The sequence below is a fragment of the Mesorhizobium sp. M7A.F.Ca.US.005.03.2.1 genome (assembly GCF_003997795.1).
Lineage (GTDB): Bacteria > Pseudomonadota > Alphaproteobacteria > Rhizobiales > Rhizobiaceae > Mesorhizobium > Mesorhizobium ciceri.
In genome coordinates, this window is record NZ_RZRP01000062.1 from 1 (window position 1) to 14,089 (window position 14,089).

The window sequence follows — 14,089 nt, forward strand, 5'->3', positions numbered from 1 at the left end:
CTCAAGACGGTCCGCAAGATCGTCTCCGAAGTCGGCGTCCTGCCGCGCACCCACGGTTCGGCGCTGTTCACCCGCGGCGAGACCCAGGCGCTGGTCGTTGCCACGCTCGGCACCGGCGAGGACGAGCAGTATGTCGATTCGCTGACCGGCATGTACAAGGAGAAGTTCCTCCTTCACTACAACTTCCCTCCCTATTCCGTCGGCGAGACCGGCCGCATGGGTTCGCCGGGTCGCCGCGAAATCGGCCATGGCAAGCTCGCCTGGCGCGCCATTCGCCCGATGCTGCCGAGCGCCGACCAGTTCCCCTACACGCTGCGTGTCGTCTCGGAGATCACCGAGTCCAACGGTTCGTCGTCGATGGCCACCGTCTGCGGCACCTCGCTGGCGCTTATGGATGCCGGCGTGCCGCTGGCCAAGCCCGTCGCCGGTATCGCCATGGGCCTGATCAAGGAAGGCGAGCGTTTCGCCGTTCTATCCGACATCCTCGGTGACGAGGATCACCTCGGCGACATGGACTTCAAGGTCGCCGGCACCGCCAACGGCATCACCTCGCTGCAGATGGATATCAAGATCGAAGGCATCACCGAGGAGATCATGAAGATCGCGCTGGACCAGGCCAAGGATGGCCGCCAGCACATCCTCGGCGAGATGGCGCATGCTCTGACCGGCGCGCGTTCGGAACTCGGTGAGTTCGCACCGCGCATCGAAGTGATGCACATCCCGACCGACAAGATCCGTGACGTGATCGGCTCGGGCGGCAAGGTGATCCGCGAGATCGTCGAAAAGACCGGCGCCAAGATCAACATCGAGGACGACGGCACGGTCAAGATCGCTTCGTCCAATGCCAAGGAGATCGAGGCGGCGAAGAAGTGGATCCACACCATCGTCGCCGAGCCGGAAGTCGGCGAGATCTACGAAGGTACGGTCGTCAAGACCGCGGACTTCGGCGCTTTCGTCAATTTCTTCGGTCCGCGTGACGGCCTCGTCCACATCTCGCAGCTTGCCAACGACCGGGTCGCCAAGACCTCGGATGTGGTCAAGGAAGGCGACAAGGTCTGGGTCAAGCTGATGGGCTTCGACGAGCGCGGCAAGGTCCGCCTGTCGATGAAGGTCGTCGACCAGGCCACCGGCAAGGAACTCGCCCGCGACAAGAAGACCGAAGGCGAAGAAAACGCCGCCTGATTGGTCTGAGACCATGAATCGAAACGGGCGCGGCTTATGTCGCGCCCGTTTTCATTTTCAGCCTGGGTTTCAAAGCGCTTAGACAAGTCGAGATCGAACAATGTCCGCCGAGCCGTTGAAGACGCTTTTCCATCCCTTCGAGGCGGAGGCTGTTTCTCTACCGGGCAAGGGCACGCGCGCCCTGTTTCTCGGCGCTGAGCCGGGTTTTCGCCTGCCTGAAGGCTTTGAGGCGACACTTCACCTCGTGCAGGGTTTCCGGCCGCATTTCAGCGCGCTGCAGGCGTCTGGCTTCGTCGTCACCGCGCAAGTGGAAGGCGATGGCTTCGATATGGCACTTGTGCTTGCCGGCCGGCATCGCGGCTTGAACGAAGTGCGCATCGCGCAGGCGCTTGAGTGCGTGGCGCCGGGCGGCCTGGTCGTCATTGCCGGCGGCAAGGACGATGGCATTGCCAGCCTGCGCAAGCGCGTTGACGAGCTTGTGCCGCTTGAAGGCCATTTGCCCAAATATCACGGCATTGCCTTCTGGCTGCGACGTCCCGCCGATCTGGCCGCCGCGGAAGAATTGCGCGCTGCCAACCCCGCTCGGCTGGTTGAAGGCCGGTTCCACACCGCGCCCGGCATGTTCTCGTTCGACCGGATCGATACCGGCTCGAAATTGCTGGTCGAGAATTTGCCCAATGACCTGCGTGGCAACATTGCCGATCTCTGCGCCGGCTGGGGCTATGTGGCGGCCGAGATCGCCGCCCGCTCCCCCGGCGTTCAGGCGCTCGACCTCTATGAGGCCGATTTCGCCGCGCTTGAAGCCGCGAAGCTCAATCTGGCAGCGGTCAGCCAGCCGATCGCCCGGAATTTCTTCTGGATCGATCTGCTGAAGGAACCAGTCGAGAAGCGCTACGACGCGATTGCCATGAACCCGCCCTTTCACCGCAGCCGGGCGGCCGAGCCGGAGATCGGCGCCGGCATGATCCGAGCGGCGGCCAAGGCCTTGAAGCCGGGTGGGCGGCTGTTCATGGTCGCCAACCGTCAGCTTCCCTACGAGCCGATCTTGGCGGCTGCCTTTTCGAGCCATGCCGAACTCGCTCGTGACGGCATGTTCAAGGTGCTTTCCGCTCGTCGTTGAAGCATGATCCCGAAAAGTGGATACCGGTTTCGGAAAAGATCATGCTCAGACGAAAACAGATATCGCGTCGCACTCAATGCAGATTGGCAACGCGCCGGACCTCATCGGTGATATGCACGTCGCCGACCCTGATCTTGAGGGGGGCGGGCCTGCCATACAGGTAGCCTTGCACCACCTCGCAGCCGGCTGCCCTGAGCAGTGTCGCCTGGCTTTCGGTCTCGACGCCTTCGGCAATGATGCTGACGCCGAGCGCGCGCGAAAGCCCGACGATGGTCGAGACGACCGCGCCGGAGCTGGAATCCGTGTCGAGGCGGCTGACGAAGGACCGGTCGATCTTCAGCTTGCCGAATGAGAAATCGATCAGGTAGCTCAAATTGGAATAGCCGGTGCCGAAATCATCGACGGCGACCGAAATGCCGATATCCGCAAGCTCCTTCAGGATGGCGGCGGCGCGGTCGCGATCCTGCATCATCGCCGTCTCGGTCACTTCCAGTTCCAGCCGTGACGGCTTGATGCCGGTGCTCGTCATGGTGTCGCGCACGATGCCGACGAAGTCCTTGGTCATGAACTGGACGGGCGAGATGTTGACGGCGACGAAGCAGTCGTCGGGCAGATGCCGGGCGTCGCTGCAGGCTTTGCGCAGCACCCATTCGCCGATCGGACCGATCATGCCGGTTTCCTCGGCGATCGGAATGAACTCCATCGGCGGGATCATGCCGCGTTCCGGATGCCGCCAGCGGATCAGCGCTTCGTAGCCGACGATGCGGCCGGTCGGGAGATCGAGCTGCGGCTGGTAATGAAGGTCGAAGTCACCGCGCTCGAAGGCTGTATGCAGTTCGGATTCGATCCACTGGCGATGGTCGGCGACCCTGCCCATTTCGGCATGGAAGACGGACCAGTTGCCGACGCCGCTGGCGCGCGCGTTCTGCAGCGCCAGATTGGAGCGGCGCAGGATGAGGACGGGATCGACACCGTCCTTTGGCATCGCCACGATGCCGACCGACAGGCTGACCGATTGCAGGTGCGTACCGAGATCATAGGGCTCCATCATCTCGTCGATGAGCCTCTCTATGGTGCTTTCCAAGGACCCTGCGACTTGGTTGTCGGGGAGCAGGATCGCGAATTCACCGGCGCCGATGCGTCCGATCAGCGCGCGCGGCGGCACGCACGTCTTCAAGCGCTTGGTGAAGGCGCGGATCAGCTCGTCGCCCTGGCTGTAGCCGATGGCGTCATTGATCTGCTTGAACCGGTCGATGTCGATATCGATGAGGAACATCGGCTCGCCGGTCCGGCTGGTCGCGCATGCCGCCTCGGCAATCTTGCCGACCATCGCCGGACGTGCCACCAGGCCGGTCAGCTTGTCGAAATGGGTTTCCGTGAAGACGAAATCCGCCGATTCATCGACGCCGGCGAAGAAGGACATCGCGGCGACCGACGCCGCCAGTGCGCAAAGAGCGGCCATCACCGAGACCATCATGTCGGCGGAGATGCCGGCAAAGCCATCGCCGAGACCGAGCTTCAGGCCCCAGAGCCCGAGGACGAAACTGCCGAGACCCGAACTCGCTATGGTGAGCAGTCGGAACACCGGTGTTCGCTTCGGGTTGCTGACGGCGAGCATTGAAAGTTCCCCTGAGTACGGGGCTTTCTAGCGGATATCTCCTTAAAATGAGTTTCCGCGAATGAATCAAATTTTATTGGACCGAAAGTATTTCTTGAGCGGATCAATGCGACTGGCGCTGAAACGGGGTTTAGCCGCGCGCTTTAAGCTTCGTGTTTTCAGATGTCCGCCATTTCAAAACCGTCGCGCACCTTTGGCCGACAGGCGTTAGTCTCGCCCGCCGTCGGTCTGCTTCAATTCATCGAGCGTCGGCATGGAAACGATGTGATAGCCGGAATCGACATAGTGGATTTCGCCGGTAACCCCGGAAGACAGATCCGACAACAGATAAAGCGCCGAACCACCGACCTCGTCGATGGTCACCGTGCGGCGCAGTGGCGAGTTTCGCTGCTGGTAGGAGAACATGTGGCGGGCGTCCGAAATGCCGGCGCCGGCGAGCGTGCGCACGGGCCCAGCCGATATGCCGTTTACCCTGATGCCGCGCGGACCGTAATCGTTGGCGAGGTAGCGCACGCTGGCCTCCAGTCCGGCCTTGGCGACGCCCATGACATTGTAGTTCGGCATGACGCGGACGGAGCCCGCATAGGTCAGCGTGATCATCGATCCGCCGTCCTTCATCAAGGTGGCCGCATGGCGGGCGACCTCGGTGAAGGAGTAGCAGGAGATCACCATGGTGCGGACGAAATTGTCCCGGCTGGTGTCGGCGTAGAGGCCTTTCAACTCGTTCTTGTCGGAAAAGCCGATGGCGTGGACGATGAAATCCAGCCCGCCCCATTCGTTGCCCAGGGTCTCGAACGTGGCGGCGACCGAAGCGCTGTCCTCGACGTCGCACGGCACGACCAGCGAGGCGCCGAGCTTGTCGGCCAGCGGCTTGACCCGGCGTCCGAAGGCATCGCCCTGATAGGTGAAGGCGAGTTCCGCCCCGTGTTCGGATAATTTCCGGGCGATGCCCCAGGCGATCGAATGATCGTTGGCGACACCCATGACAAGCCCGCGCTTGCCCTTCATCAATCCGTCCATGGCCGGCAAATCCTTATGCGGAATAGCGCTGGAAAACGAGCGTGGCGTTGGTGCCACCGAAGCCGAACGAATTGGACAAAACAGTGTCGATCCTGGCATCGTCGATGCGCTTTCGCACGATCGGCATGCCCTCGAATTCGGGGTCGAGGGTCTCGATATGGGCGCTTTCGCCGATGAAACCGCCCTGCATCATCAGGATCGAGTAGATGGATTCCTGCACGCCGGCCGCGCCCAGCGAATGGCCGGTCAGCGACTTCGTCGAGGTGATGTACGGCATCTCTGGGCCGAACACCTCGCGGATGGCGCCCACTTCCTTGGAATCTCCCACCGGCGTCGATGTGCCATGGGTGTTGATGTAGTCGACCGGCGTGGAAACCGTGGCCAGCGCCTGGCGCATGCAGCGGACCGCGCCTTCGCCTGAAGGAGCAACCATGTCGTAGCCATCCGACGTCGCGCCATAGCCGACGATCTCGGCATAGATCTTGGCGCCGCGCGCCTTGGCATGCTCAAGCTCTTCCAGCACCAGCACACCGGCGCCGCCGGCAATGACGAAGCCGTCGCGATTGACGTCATAGGCACGGGAGGCGGTCGATGCCTTGTCGTTGAATTTCGACGACATGGCGCCCATGGCGTCGAACAGGTCCGACATCGTCCAGTCGAGATCCTCGTGGCCGCCGGCGAAGACGATGTCCTGCTTGCCCCATTGGATCAATTCATAGCCATTGCCGATGCAATGCGCCGAGGTCGAACAGGCCGACGAGATCGAGTAGTTGACGCCGTGGATCTTGAACCATGTGGCAAGCGTCGCCGATGCGGTCGACGACATTGCCTTCGGCACCGCGAACGGACCGATGCGCTTGGGACTGCCGTTCTTCAGCGTCGTTTCGGCAGCTTCGACGATGGTGCGGGTGGATGGTCCGCCCGATCCCATGACGATGCCGGTGCGCTCATTGGTGATGTCGCTCTCGCCGAGGCCCGCATCCGCGATCGCCTGGTCCATGGCGACGTGGTTCCATGCAGCCCCCTGGCTCAGGAAGCGCATCGCACGGCGATCGATCATCGCCGATGGATCGAGCGTCGGCGCTCCCCAGACCTGGCAGCGGAAGCCGTGTTCGGCGAAGGAATCCGAGAAGCTGATGCCTGATCTGGCGTCATGCAGCGAGGCTTGCACCTCGTTGGCATTGTTGCCGATCGACGACACGATGCCGAGGCCTGTGACTACGACACGTCTCATTCGCAACTCCTTCCAGGGATGCCGGCCAAGGGGGCTGGCCAGGGGTGCCGGTCAGCCGACCGCCGACTGCTTGGACAGACCGACTTTCAAATCCGTTGCCGCGTATATGGGTTCGCCATCCGCCTTCAGCCAGCCATCGGCGATGCCGAGCACCAGCCGGCCCCGCATCACGCGCTTGAAGTCGATGCCATATTCGACCTTCTTCACCGAGGGCGTGACCATGCCCTTGAATTTCACTTCGCCGGTCGACAGCGCCATTCCCTTGCCGGGTTCGCCAAGCCAGCCAAGGTAGAAGCCGGTCAGTTGCCACATGGCGTCGAGGCCGAGGCACCCCGGCATGATCGGATTGCCGATGAAATGGCAGGCAAAGAACCACAGGTCCGGCTTGATGTCGAACTCCGCGCGGATGAAACCCTTCTCGAAGGCGCCGCCGGTCTCGCTGATCTCGGTGATGCGGTCGAACATCAGCATTGGCGGATAGGGAAGCTGGGCGTTGCCCGGTCCGAACAGTTCGCCGCGGGCGCAGGCCAGCAATTCGTCGTACTCGTAGCTGGATTTACCCGCCATCAATCTCATCCCATATCGTTCCGGGCCATCGGGGGCCCTTGTCGTTGGTTTCCTAACACAATCTGTTTCAGGCCGGAAACCGGCGTTTGCGCTTAGCCTGCTCGTCTGCCTGGGTCAATGCGCGCTATTGATCGCATTCGGACGACAGAATATATGTCCTGAGAGGTCCGGTTTCGGCAGACGTTCATTTTTTTGCCATTCTGGGCGTGTCTTGGGGCGGAACTGTGGGGTTCGACGAGAAGATGGACCTGGACGGCCGGAAGGAAAATGTCGCTGTGGACAAGCGGGTCCGTGAAGCCGGGCTGAGGCCGACGCGTCAGCGCATTGCGCTGGCCGATCTGCTTTTCGCCAAGGGCGACCGGCATCTGTCGGCCGAGGAACTGCACGAGGAGGCGGTTGCCGCCGGCGTGCCGGTGTCGCTGGCCACCGTCTACAATGCCCTTCACCAGTTTACCCAGGCGGGACTTTTGCGCATCCTCGCCGTCGAAGGCGCGAAAACCTATTTCGACACCAACACCTCCGACCACCACCATTTCTACATCGAAGGCGAAAACCGTATATTCGACATCGACAGCGGTCCGGTGACGGTTGCCAACCTGCCGGAGCCTCCGGAAGGGATGGAGATCGCCAATGTCGACATCGTAGTGAGGCTGCGCCCCAAACGCTGCGAATGACTGGCGAGGCCAGAATCATCTGCCAAGCCAGAATTATCGGCCAGGGATGAAACCCCTCGATTTCGTAATCCGGCTCGAATGGGCGATCGTGGCACTGGCTGCCGTCATTTTCTACGGTTCGACCGGCATCTCCTGGTGGCTCTTCGGATTGCTTATCTTGGCGCCTGACCTATCGATGTCGGGCTATCTGGCCGGTCCGCGCGTCGGTGCCCTTGCCTACAACGCCTTGCACATCCTGATCGTGCCCGTGCTGCTGCTGCTCGGCGGGCACATGTGGGGCAATACGGCCGCGATGGCGGTTGCGCTGATATGGATCGCCCACATCGCCATCGACCGTGCGCTGGGCTACGGTCTGAAGCTGCCGACCGGCTTCCAGGACACCCATCTCGGCCGTATCGGGCATAAAGCCAGGACCGCGAAAGAGAATCAGTCCTTGACCCGTTCGCCGGGATAGGCGCCCCAGACGACCGACTGGGCAAGCCAGCCGGTGTGGCCTTCGAACGTCATTTCGCACCACTGGCCGTCGCAGGATTTGATCGTACCCATGACGCCAGGTTCGATCATCGCGACCACCCTTGCATCCTTGTCGGGGCTGTTGAGAAGATTGAGCCGGGTGCCCTTGCCACGCTGCCATGGTGCGACGATTGCCGTGCGTCGGCCGGAAAGCAGCGACTGGTTGATCCAGCCTTCCGAACCATCGGCATCGCGCACGCGGCGCCATGTGTCGAATTCCTGGATGATCTCCATCGGCAGGCCGGCCTTCATGTACATCCAGTCGACCGAGTAGTTGGCGCCGGGGCCGACGCGCGAGTTGACGCGGCCGGATTTCAGGCTGACGAATCGCGGCAGCGGCAGGCCGCTCGGCCCGAGCGTGACGACGCTCTGGGCAGGTGCAGCCGCACTCTGTGCCGCCGTAAGCGGAGAATAAAGCAGAGCGCCGAAAAATGCTGCACTGAGGGCCAGGCGAAGCGACGCGAAACCAGACACTTTCATTCCTTTCGGCGCTTGCCTCGGCGCCCCTTTTTCTTTGTCTTCGGCGGCACCGCTTGTTACATGGGTAATCGGCACCGCGACCGGCTTTCAGTTTCGCCGGTCTTGGTTAAAGAGGTCTCAACGAGATCGGGTTAGAGCAATTCCAGCAAACCTGTGAAGCGGTTTTGCGTTCGGAATTGCGGCAAATACTCGAGAGGGAAACAATGGCAGGCAAAAAAAGGCCTCTTGTCGTCATCACGCGCAAGCTGCCCGACCCGGTCGAGACCCGCATGCGCGAACTGTTCGACGCAAGGCTGAATGTCGAGGACCGGCCGATGACGCAGCCGGAACTGGTCGCGGCGGTCAAGGAAGCCGACGTTCTGGTGCCGACCATTACCGACAATATCGACGCGGCGCTGATCGCTCAGGCAGGCGACAACCTCAAGCTGATCGCCAATTTTGGCAACGGCGTCGACAAGATCGATGTCGCGGCTGCGGCCAAGAGGGGCATCACCGTCACCAACACGCCGAATGTCCTGACCGAAGACACCGCCGACATGACGATGGCGCTGATGCTGGCGGTGCCGCGGCGGCTCGCGGAAGGCGCCAATGTGCTCACCGGCGACAAGAAATGGGCCGGCTGGTCGCCGACCTGGATGCTGGGCCGGCGCATCTGGGGCAAGCGGCTCGGCATTGTCGGCATGGGGCGGATCGGCACGGCCGTAGCCAGGCGGGCCAAGGCCTTCGGACTGTCGATCCACTATCACAACCGCCACCGCGTGCTGCCGGCCGTGGAAGACGGGCTGGAGGCGACCTATTGGGAAAGCCTCGACCAGATGCTGGCCCGCATGGATATCATCTCGGTCAACTGTCCCTCGACGCCGGCAACCTTCCATCTGCTTTCGGCGCGGCGGCTGGCGCTACTGCAGCCCACCGCCTATGTCGTCAACACCGCGCGCGGCGACATCATCGACGAGGAAGCACTGGTCAAGCTGATCCAGGACGGCAAGATCGCCGGCGCCGGCCTCGATGTCTACGAGCACGAGCCGGCCTTGAACGGCAAGCTGCTGAAGCTCGCGGCCAAGAACAAGGTCGTGCTTTTGCCGCATATGGGCTCGGCGACGCTCGAGGGCCGTATCGACATGGGTGAAAAGGTCATCATCAACATCCGCGCCTTCGTTGACGGCCACCGCCCACCAGACCGCGTGCTGCCGCTCAGGACCTGATGCTGTCGCGGTGCAATATCCGTGGCCCACAAACCGTAAGATAAGACTTACGGGAGGGCTTTGCGCATGGTGACCGAAGTCGGCCTGGCATAGCCGTCATGCGCCGTCCGTTCAGTTTCGCGAAAGCCGAGGCGAGCAAAGGCCGCATGGTTTGCGGTCAACTCGATCCGCGTCTGAAGCTCGATGGCGGCCTTGCCGCGGCTGCGGGCAAGGTCTTCGACCGCCTGCATCAGCTGCCGTCCAATGCCTTGTCCCTGGCAGTCCGGCGCCACGGCGAGCTTGCCGACATAGAACTCTGCCACCTTTTCAAGGGCAAAGACGCAGCCGACGATCCGATCGCCCTTGAGCGCCACGAAGCCGGTCTCCCGCCCTGCCTTGTCCCGCAGAGTGTCTGCGGTCAAAAGGTGGGCCGAGGAGGGCGGGTCGATGACATCGTCCATCGAGGCGAAGGCACGCATGATCAATGCGAGCACATCGTCCCAACGGTCGAAATCGGTCGGGATCCGCCTGATGGAGACTGCTTCGATCCGGCCCAAGAATTCAGCTTCTCTTGTAACGGATGGTGTCGAAGCGCGCCGCCAGCCCATCATAAAGCAGCAGCCGGCCGACCAGCGGTTCGCCCACGCCGGTGATCAGCTTGACCGCCTCCATGGCCTGCAGCGTGCCGATGACGCCGGTCAGCGCGCCAAGCACGCCGACTTCGGCGCAGGACGGCACCAGGCCCGGCGGTGGCGCTTCGGGAAACAGGTCACGATAGCCTGGGTTGGGCTTGCCGTCCTTGCCGTCTTCGAAGGGCTTCAGCACCGTGACCGAGCCGTCGAAGCGTCCGACGGCGGCATGCACCAGCGGTTTCCCAGCGCTCGCGCAGGCATCGGCCACGGCGTAGCGCGTTTCGAAATTATCGGAACCGTCGACGACGATGTCATAGCGGGCGACGAGGGCAGGCGCATTGTCCGTGGTCAGCCGGAACGTATGCGGTTCGACTGTGGTATTGGGATTGATGCGGGCGATTGCCGCCTTGGCGCTGTCGGTTTTCAGCAGGCCGACAGTGTCGGTGCCGTGAATGACCTGACGCTGCAGGTTGGAGAGCGAAACGGTGTCGTCATCGACCACGCCAAGCGTGCCGACGCCGGCGGCGGCAAGATATTCAAGCACCGGGGCGCCCAGCCCGCCGGCGCCGATGACCAGCACCCGGGCCTGCTTCAGCCTCTGCTGTCCGGCGCCGCCGATTTCCGGCAGCACGATGTGGCGGGCATAGCGTTCGATCTCGTCTGCGGTCAGGGCGGCAGTGGTCATTGCCTGATCATACAGGCACGGAAAAACCTTGTCAGGGGTCTTCGGTTGGCCCAACCGTCCCGTGGTCGACGGTCAGGAATTGCGCACGGCCCTGGAGACTGGAAAACAGCGCAGCATCGGTTCCTGTCATGAATGCCTGGCAGTTCAGTTCCTCCAGGATGGAAAACAGCGCCGCGCGCCGCCCGCTGTCGAGATGCGCAGCGATCTCGTCGAGCAGCAGGATCGGCGTCATGCCCGACATTTCGCCGGTCAGCCTTGCGTGCGACAGCACGATGCCGACCAGCAGCGCCTTCTGCTCGCCGGTCGAGCAGAGCTCGGCCGGCATCGCCTTGGGGCGGTGCCGAACCACCAGGTCCGAACGGTGCGGGCCGTCGAGCGTACGCCCGGCGGCGCGATCGCGCTCGCGGCCCTCGGCAAGCGTCCGACGGAAGCGTTCCTCCACATCGACCGCCGGCGCCACGGCAATCTCGGCTTCCAGCTCGCCTGAAAGGCCGATATCGGCTTGCGGAAACGGTCCCGTGTCGGGCAGCCTGTCGATCATGGCGGCCAGCAGGCGCACCATCTCGGCGCGCGCCGCGGCAATCGCCACACCGGTTTCGGCCATCTGCGTCTCGATAGCGTCGAACCAGCGGTCGTCCCGAGAGCTTTCGGTAAGCAGTCGGTTACGACCGCGCATCGCCTTCTCGTAGTCGATCGCACGTTGCCCGTGGCCGGGATCGATCGCCAGCACCAGCCGGTCGAGGAAGCGCCGGCGATCCGCGGCCGGTCCGGTGAATAACGCGTCCATGGCTGGCGTCAGCCAAACCACGCGCAGCCATTCCAGCATGTCCTCGGCCGAACGCGCCGAAGCTCCGTTGATGCGTACCCGCCTGCCGCCTTCGCCGGCGGTGTCACCGCCGGAAATGCCTGTTCCGATCTCGACCTGGCCATCAGGTCCGTCGAGCCGGGCATGCAGCGCAAAGCCGCCGTCGCCGCCCTCGCGCGCGACATCGGCGTAGGGCGCGCGGCGCAAGCCACGTCCCGGTGTCAAAAAGGAGATCGCTTCGAGGAGATTGGTCTTGCCGGCGCCGTTGTCGCCGGAAAAAACCACGGCACCTGGCGCCAGATCGATCGTCAGCGCCGCATAGTTGCGGAAATTAGTAAGTGTTAGCTTACTTATATGGTTCTGTGCCGGCAACCGCTATCCGCCTATAGAAGTCGCCGTAAATATCGCGCTTGCCGCCGGTCCACAACAGGACCGAAGTGCTGACACCGCGCCGCTACACGCGCATCGGCATCAGCACATAGAGTGCGGTCTCGTCGGCCATGTCGTGGATCAGCGTCGGCGAACCGGCATCCGCCAGCATGAACTTGGCCTCCGTGCCGGTCAGCTGCGCGGCAACGTCGAGCAGGTACTTGGCGTTGAAGCCGATCTCGATCGGATCGGATGAATAGTCAGCGGACAGTTCTTCGGTGGCGCTGCCTGAATCCGGATTGTTGACCGCAAGCGTCACCTGACCCTCGCTGATCGACAGCTTCACCGCGCGACCGCGTTCGGAAGAGATGGTCGAGACACGATCGACGGCGGCGGCAAAGCTCTGGCGGTCGATGATCAGCTTCTTGTCGTTGCCTGTCGGAATGACCCGCTGATAATCGGGGAAGGTGCCGTCGATCAGCTTCGAGGTCAAAACCACGCTGCCGATGGTGAAGCGGATCTTGGTGTCCGACAGTTCGGTGGTCACCGCGACATCCGGATCGTCGACAAGCTTCTGCAGCTCGCTCACCGTCTTGCGCGGAATGATGATGCCCGGCATGCCCTCGGAACCCGCCGGCGCGTCGATCTCGGCGCGCGCCAGGCGGTGGCCGTCGGTCGCCACCGAGCGCAGCTTCAGCTTGCCGCCGACCTCATGCGTGTGCAGGTAGATGCCGTTCAGGTAATAGCGTGTCTCCTCGGTGGAGATGGCGAACTGGGTCTTCTCGATCAGGCCTTTCAGGGCAACCGAGTCGAGACGGAAGATATGCGAGAAGGATCCGGCCGAAAGCTCCGGGAAGTCGGATTGCGGCAGGCACTGAAGGCGGAAGCTCGAGCGGCCGGACGTCACCGTCATGGCGTTGCCGTCCTCGTCCGTCTTCAGCATCACCTCGGCGCCATCGGCGAGCTTGCGCACGATGTCGTAGAGCAGATGTGCCGGGACCGTCGTCGCCCCGCCGCGCTCCACCTTGGCGGGCGTCGCTTCGGTCACCTCGAGGTCGAGATCGGTCGCCTTCATTTCGAGGCTGGCGCCTTCGGCGCCGAGCAGCACGTTGGACAGGATCGGTATGGTGTTTCGCCGCTCGACCACACGGTGGACGTGGTTGAGCGACTTCAGGAGATTTGACCGTTCCAGGATAACACGCATGACGAAACAGGCTCGCTTGAATGAATGACGGGTCACCAGTGAGCGGCGTCCCGCGAAAGGTCTGAATAGGCTCAGAATCTGCGTAAACTGACAGGAAAAAACCAGCAAACGCAAGCCCGCGCCGCCGGTTCAGGCCGGCTACGCGGGCTTTCTGGGGATAACGCGCCCGAAGTCCGCGAGCCAGTGTCGAAAAACCGAAATCCAGATCGCTTCCAGGCCACGCCACGAGCCCGATGCAGGCCCGGCGCTACACAGGCAAGCCATTGAATCCCGGCGTTGTTTCGGTTCGGCCCTCCCGGAGGGTCAGGCCTGATCGTTGATCAGCCGCCTCAAAAGCTCAAGTTCCTGCGCCAGCGTGTTGTCGTTGCCGGAAAGGTCCTCGATCTTGCGCACGGCATGCAGCACCGTGGTGTGATCGCGGCCACCGAAACGCCGTCCGATCTCGGGTAGCGAGCGCGGCGTCATCACCTTCGACAGGTACATGGCGACCTGCCGCGGCTTGACGATGGTGCGCGTGCGCCGGTTGGACAGCAATTCGGTCTTCGACACATTGTAGTGACGCGCCACGATGCGCTGGATGTCCTCGATACGGACACGCTTCGGCTCACCTGTGCGATAGATGTGGCCGAGGATTTCGTCGATCCGGTCGATGGTGATCTGCGGCTCGAAGGATTGACGGAACAAAAGCTGATTGAAGGCGCCTTCCAGCTCGCGTCCGCTGCCGGTCACGGTGCGGGCGACGTGATTGAGGATCTCCTCCGAAATGTCGAGGGATGCGTCGTCGCTCCTGGCCGTGGCAAGG

Annotated in this window: 15 protein-coding genes; 5 read left to right on the plus strand and 10 right to left on the minus strand. The window is 62.7% G+C overall.

The window, feature by feature from the left end:
• Together pnp and EN991_RS05855 are read left to right on the plus strand one after the other, a co-directional pair.
• The coding region (pnp, locus tag EN991_RS05850) for a polyribonucleotide nucleotidyltransferase (RefSeq protein WP_127368355.1) at window positions 1-1,182 on the plus strand (1,182 nt) is incomplete at its 5' end.
• Between the two features lie 100 nt (window positions 1,183-1,282).
• Window positions 1,283-2,302, plus strand: coding sequence for a class I SAM-dependent methyltransferase (locus tag EN991_RS05855; protein WP_127368356.1), 1,020 nt, complete (start codon window positions 1,283-1,285; stop codon window positions 2,300-2,302).
• Between the two features lie 73 nt (window positions 2,303-2,375).
• Here the strand turns inward: EN991_RS05855 and EN991_RS05860 are convergent, their stop codons facing one another.
• From EN991_RS05860 to fabA, 4 genes are all read right to left on the minus strand, one after another.
• Window positions 2,376-3,920: a bifunctional diguanylate cyclase/phosphodiesterase gene (locus EN991_RS05860; protein ID WP_027161757.1), complete on the minus strand. Its 1,545-nt coding sequence runs from the start codon at window positions 3,918-3,920 to the stop codon at window positions 2,376-2,378.
• A gap of 207 nt (window positions 3,921-4,127) precedes the next feature.
• Window positions 4,128-4,940 (minus strand): enoyl-ACP reductase FabI, encoded by an 813-nt coding sequence (gene fabI, locus EN991_RS05865; RefSeq protein ID WP_013527887.1) that lies wholly within the window; start codon window positions 4,938-4,940, stop codon window positions 4,128-4,130.
• 13 nt (window positions 4,941-4,953) lie between these two features.
• Entirely contained in the window at window positions 4,954-6,174 is a 1,221-nt protein-coding gene (gene fabB / locus EN991_RS05870; RefSeq protein ID WP_127368357.1) for a beta-ketoacyl-ACP synthase I, read from the minus strand.
• A 51-nt stretch (window positions 6,175-6,225) separates the two neighbouring features.
• The gene (fabA, locus tag EN991_RS05875) at window positions 6,226-6,741 is read right to left on the minus strand and encodes a 3-hydroxyacyl-[acyl-carrier-protein] dehydratase FabA (protein WP_013527885.1); all 516 of its coding nucleotides are present in this window, start codon (window positions 6,739-6,741) and stop codon (window positions 6,226-6,228) included.
• A gap of 242 nt (window positions 6,742-6,983) precedes the next feature.
• Here fabA and irrA point away from each other — a divergent pair, with 242 nt between their 5' ends.
• Together irrA and EN991_RS05885 are read left to right on the plus strand one after the other, a co-directional pair.
• On the plus strand, window positions 6,984-7,415 hold the full coding sequence (gene irrA / locus EN991_RS05880; protein WP_164753836.1) for an iron response transcriptional regulator IrrA: 432 nt from the start codon (window positions 6,984-6,986) through the stop codon (window positions 7,413-7,415).
• 46 nt (window positions 7,416-7,461) lie between these two features.
• Window positions 7,462-7,869: a DUF4260 domain-containing protein gene (locus EN991_RS05885; RefSeq protein ID WP_127368359.1), complete on the plus strand. Its 408-nt coding sequence runs from the start codon at window positions 7,462-7,464 to the stop codon at window positions 7,867-7,869.
• Here the strand turns inward: EN991_RS05885 and EN991_RS05890 are convergent.
• Window positions 7,842-8,402, minus strand: coding sequence for an SH3 domain-containing protein (locus EN991_RS05890; RefSeq protein ID WP_127368360.1), 561 nt, complete (start codon window positions 8,400-8,402; stop codon window positions 7,842-7,844). The genes EN991_RS05885 and EN991_RS05890 overlap by 28 nt on opposite strands.
• Before the next feature lie 209 nt (window positions 8,403-8,611).
• Between EN991_RS05890 and EN991_RS05895 the strand changes: the two genes are divergently transcribed.
• Complete coding sequence (locus tag EN991_RS05895) at window positions 8,612-9,613, plus strand: D-glycerate dehydrogenase (RefSeq protein WP_013527881.1); 1,002 nt, start codon at window positions 8,612-8,614, stop codon at window positions 9,611-9,613.
• 47 nt (window positions 9,614-9,660) lie between these two features.
• Here the strand turns inward: EN991_RS05895 and EN991_RS05900 are convergent, their stop codons facing one another.
• From EN991_RS05900 to EN991_RS05920, 5 genes are all read right to left on the minus strand, one after another.
• A complete protein-coding gene (locus EN991_RS05900) occupies window positions 9,661-10,149 on the minus strand; it encodes a GNAT family N-acetyltransferase (RefSeq protein ID WP_013527880.1) in 489 nt (162 codons plus the stop codon).
• Window positions 10,150-10,153: 4 nt separating this feature from the next.
• The gene (locus EN991_RS05905) at window positions 10,154-10,909 is read right to left on the minus strand and encodes a molybdopterin-synthase adenylyltransferase MoeB (RefSeq protein WP_013527879.1); all 756 of its coding nucleotides are present in this window, start codon (window positions 10,907-10,909) and stop codon (window positions 10,154-10,156) included.
• Between the two features lie 31 nt (window positions 10,910-10,940).
• Window positions 10,941-12,086, minus strand: a complete 1,146-nt coding sequence (gene recF, locus EN991_RS05910) for a DNA replication/repair protein RecF (RefSeq protein ID WP_013527878.1) — start codon at window positions 12,084-12,086, stop codon at window positions 10,941-10,943.
• A gap of 82 nt (window positions 12,087-12,168) precedes the next feature.
• Window positions 12,169-13,287, minus strand: coding sequence for a DNA polymerase III subunit beta (gene dnaN / locus EN991_RS05915; RefSeq protein ID WP_013527877.1), 1,119 nt, complete (start codon window positions 13,285-13,287; stop codon window positions 12,169-12,171).
• A gap of 303 nt (window positions 13,288-13,590) precedes the next feature.
• On the minus strand, window positions 13,591-14,089 hold a 499-nt coding region (locus tag EN991_RS05920; protein WP_245460904.1), incomplete at its 5' end, for a helix-turn-helix domain-containing protein.

Excerpts from the sequence above, each read along its gene's own strand:
- EN991_RS05855 (WP_127368356.1), top strand. The coding sequence starts at position 1,283 with ATGTCCGCCGAGCCGTTGAAGACGCTTTTCCATCCCTTCGAGGCGGAG.
- EN991_RS05860 (WP_027161757.1), bottom strand. The coding sequence starts at position 3,920 with ATGCTCGCCGTCAGCAACCCGAAGCGAACACCGGTGTTCCGACTGCTC.
- fabI (WP_013527887.1), bottom strand. The coding sequence starts at position 4,940 with ATGGACGGATTGATGAAGGGCAAGCGCGGGCTTGTCATGGGTGTCGCC.
- fabB (WP_127368357.1), bottom strand. The coding sequence starts at position 6,174 with ATGAGACGTGTCGTAGTCACAGGCCTCGGCATCGTGTCGTCGATCGGC.
- fabA (WP_013527885.1), bottom strand. The coding sequence starts at position 6,741 with ATGGCGGGTAAATCCAGCTACGAGTACGACGAATTGCTGGCCTGCGCC.
- irrA (WP_164753836.1), top strand. The coding sequence starts at position 6,984 with ATGGACCTGGACGGCCGGAAGGAAAATGTCGCTGTGGACAAGCGGGTC.
- EN991_RS05885 (WP_127368359.1), top strand. The coding sequence starts at position 7,462 with ATGAAACCCCTCGATTTCGTAATCCGGCTCGAATGGGCGATCGTGGCA.
- EN991_RS05895 (WP_013527881.1), top strand. The coding sequence starts at position 8,612 with ATGGCAGGCAAAAAAAGGCCTCTTGTCGTCATCACGCGCAAGCTGCCC.
- EN991_RS05905 (WP_013527879.1), bottom strand. The coding sequence starts at position 10,909 with ATGACCACTGCCGCCCTGACCGCAGACGAGATCGAACGCTATGCCCGC.
- dnaN (WP_013527877.1), bottom strand. The coding sequence starts at position 13,287 with ATGCGTGTTATCCTGGAACGGTCAAATCTCCTGAAGTCGCTCAACCAC.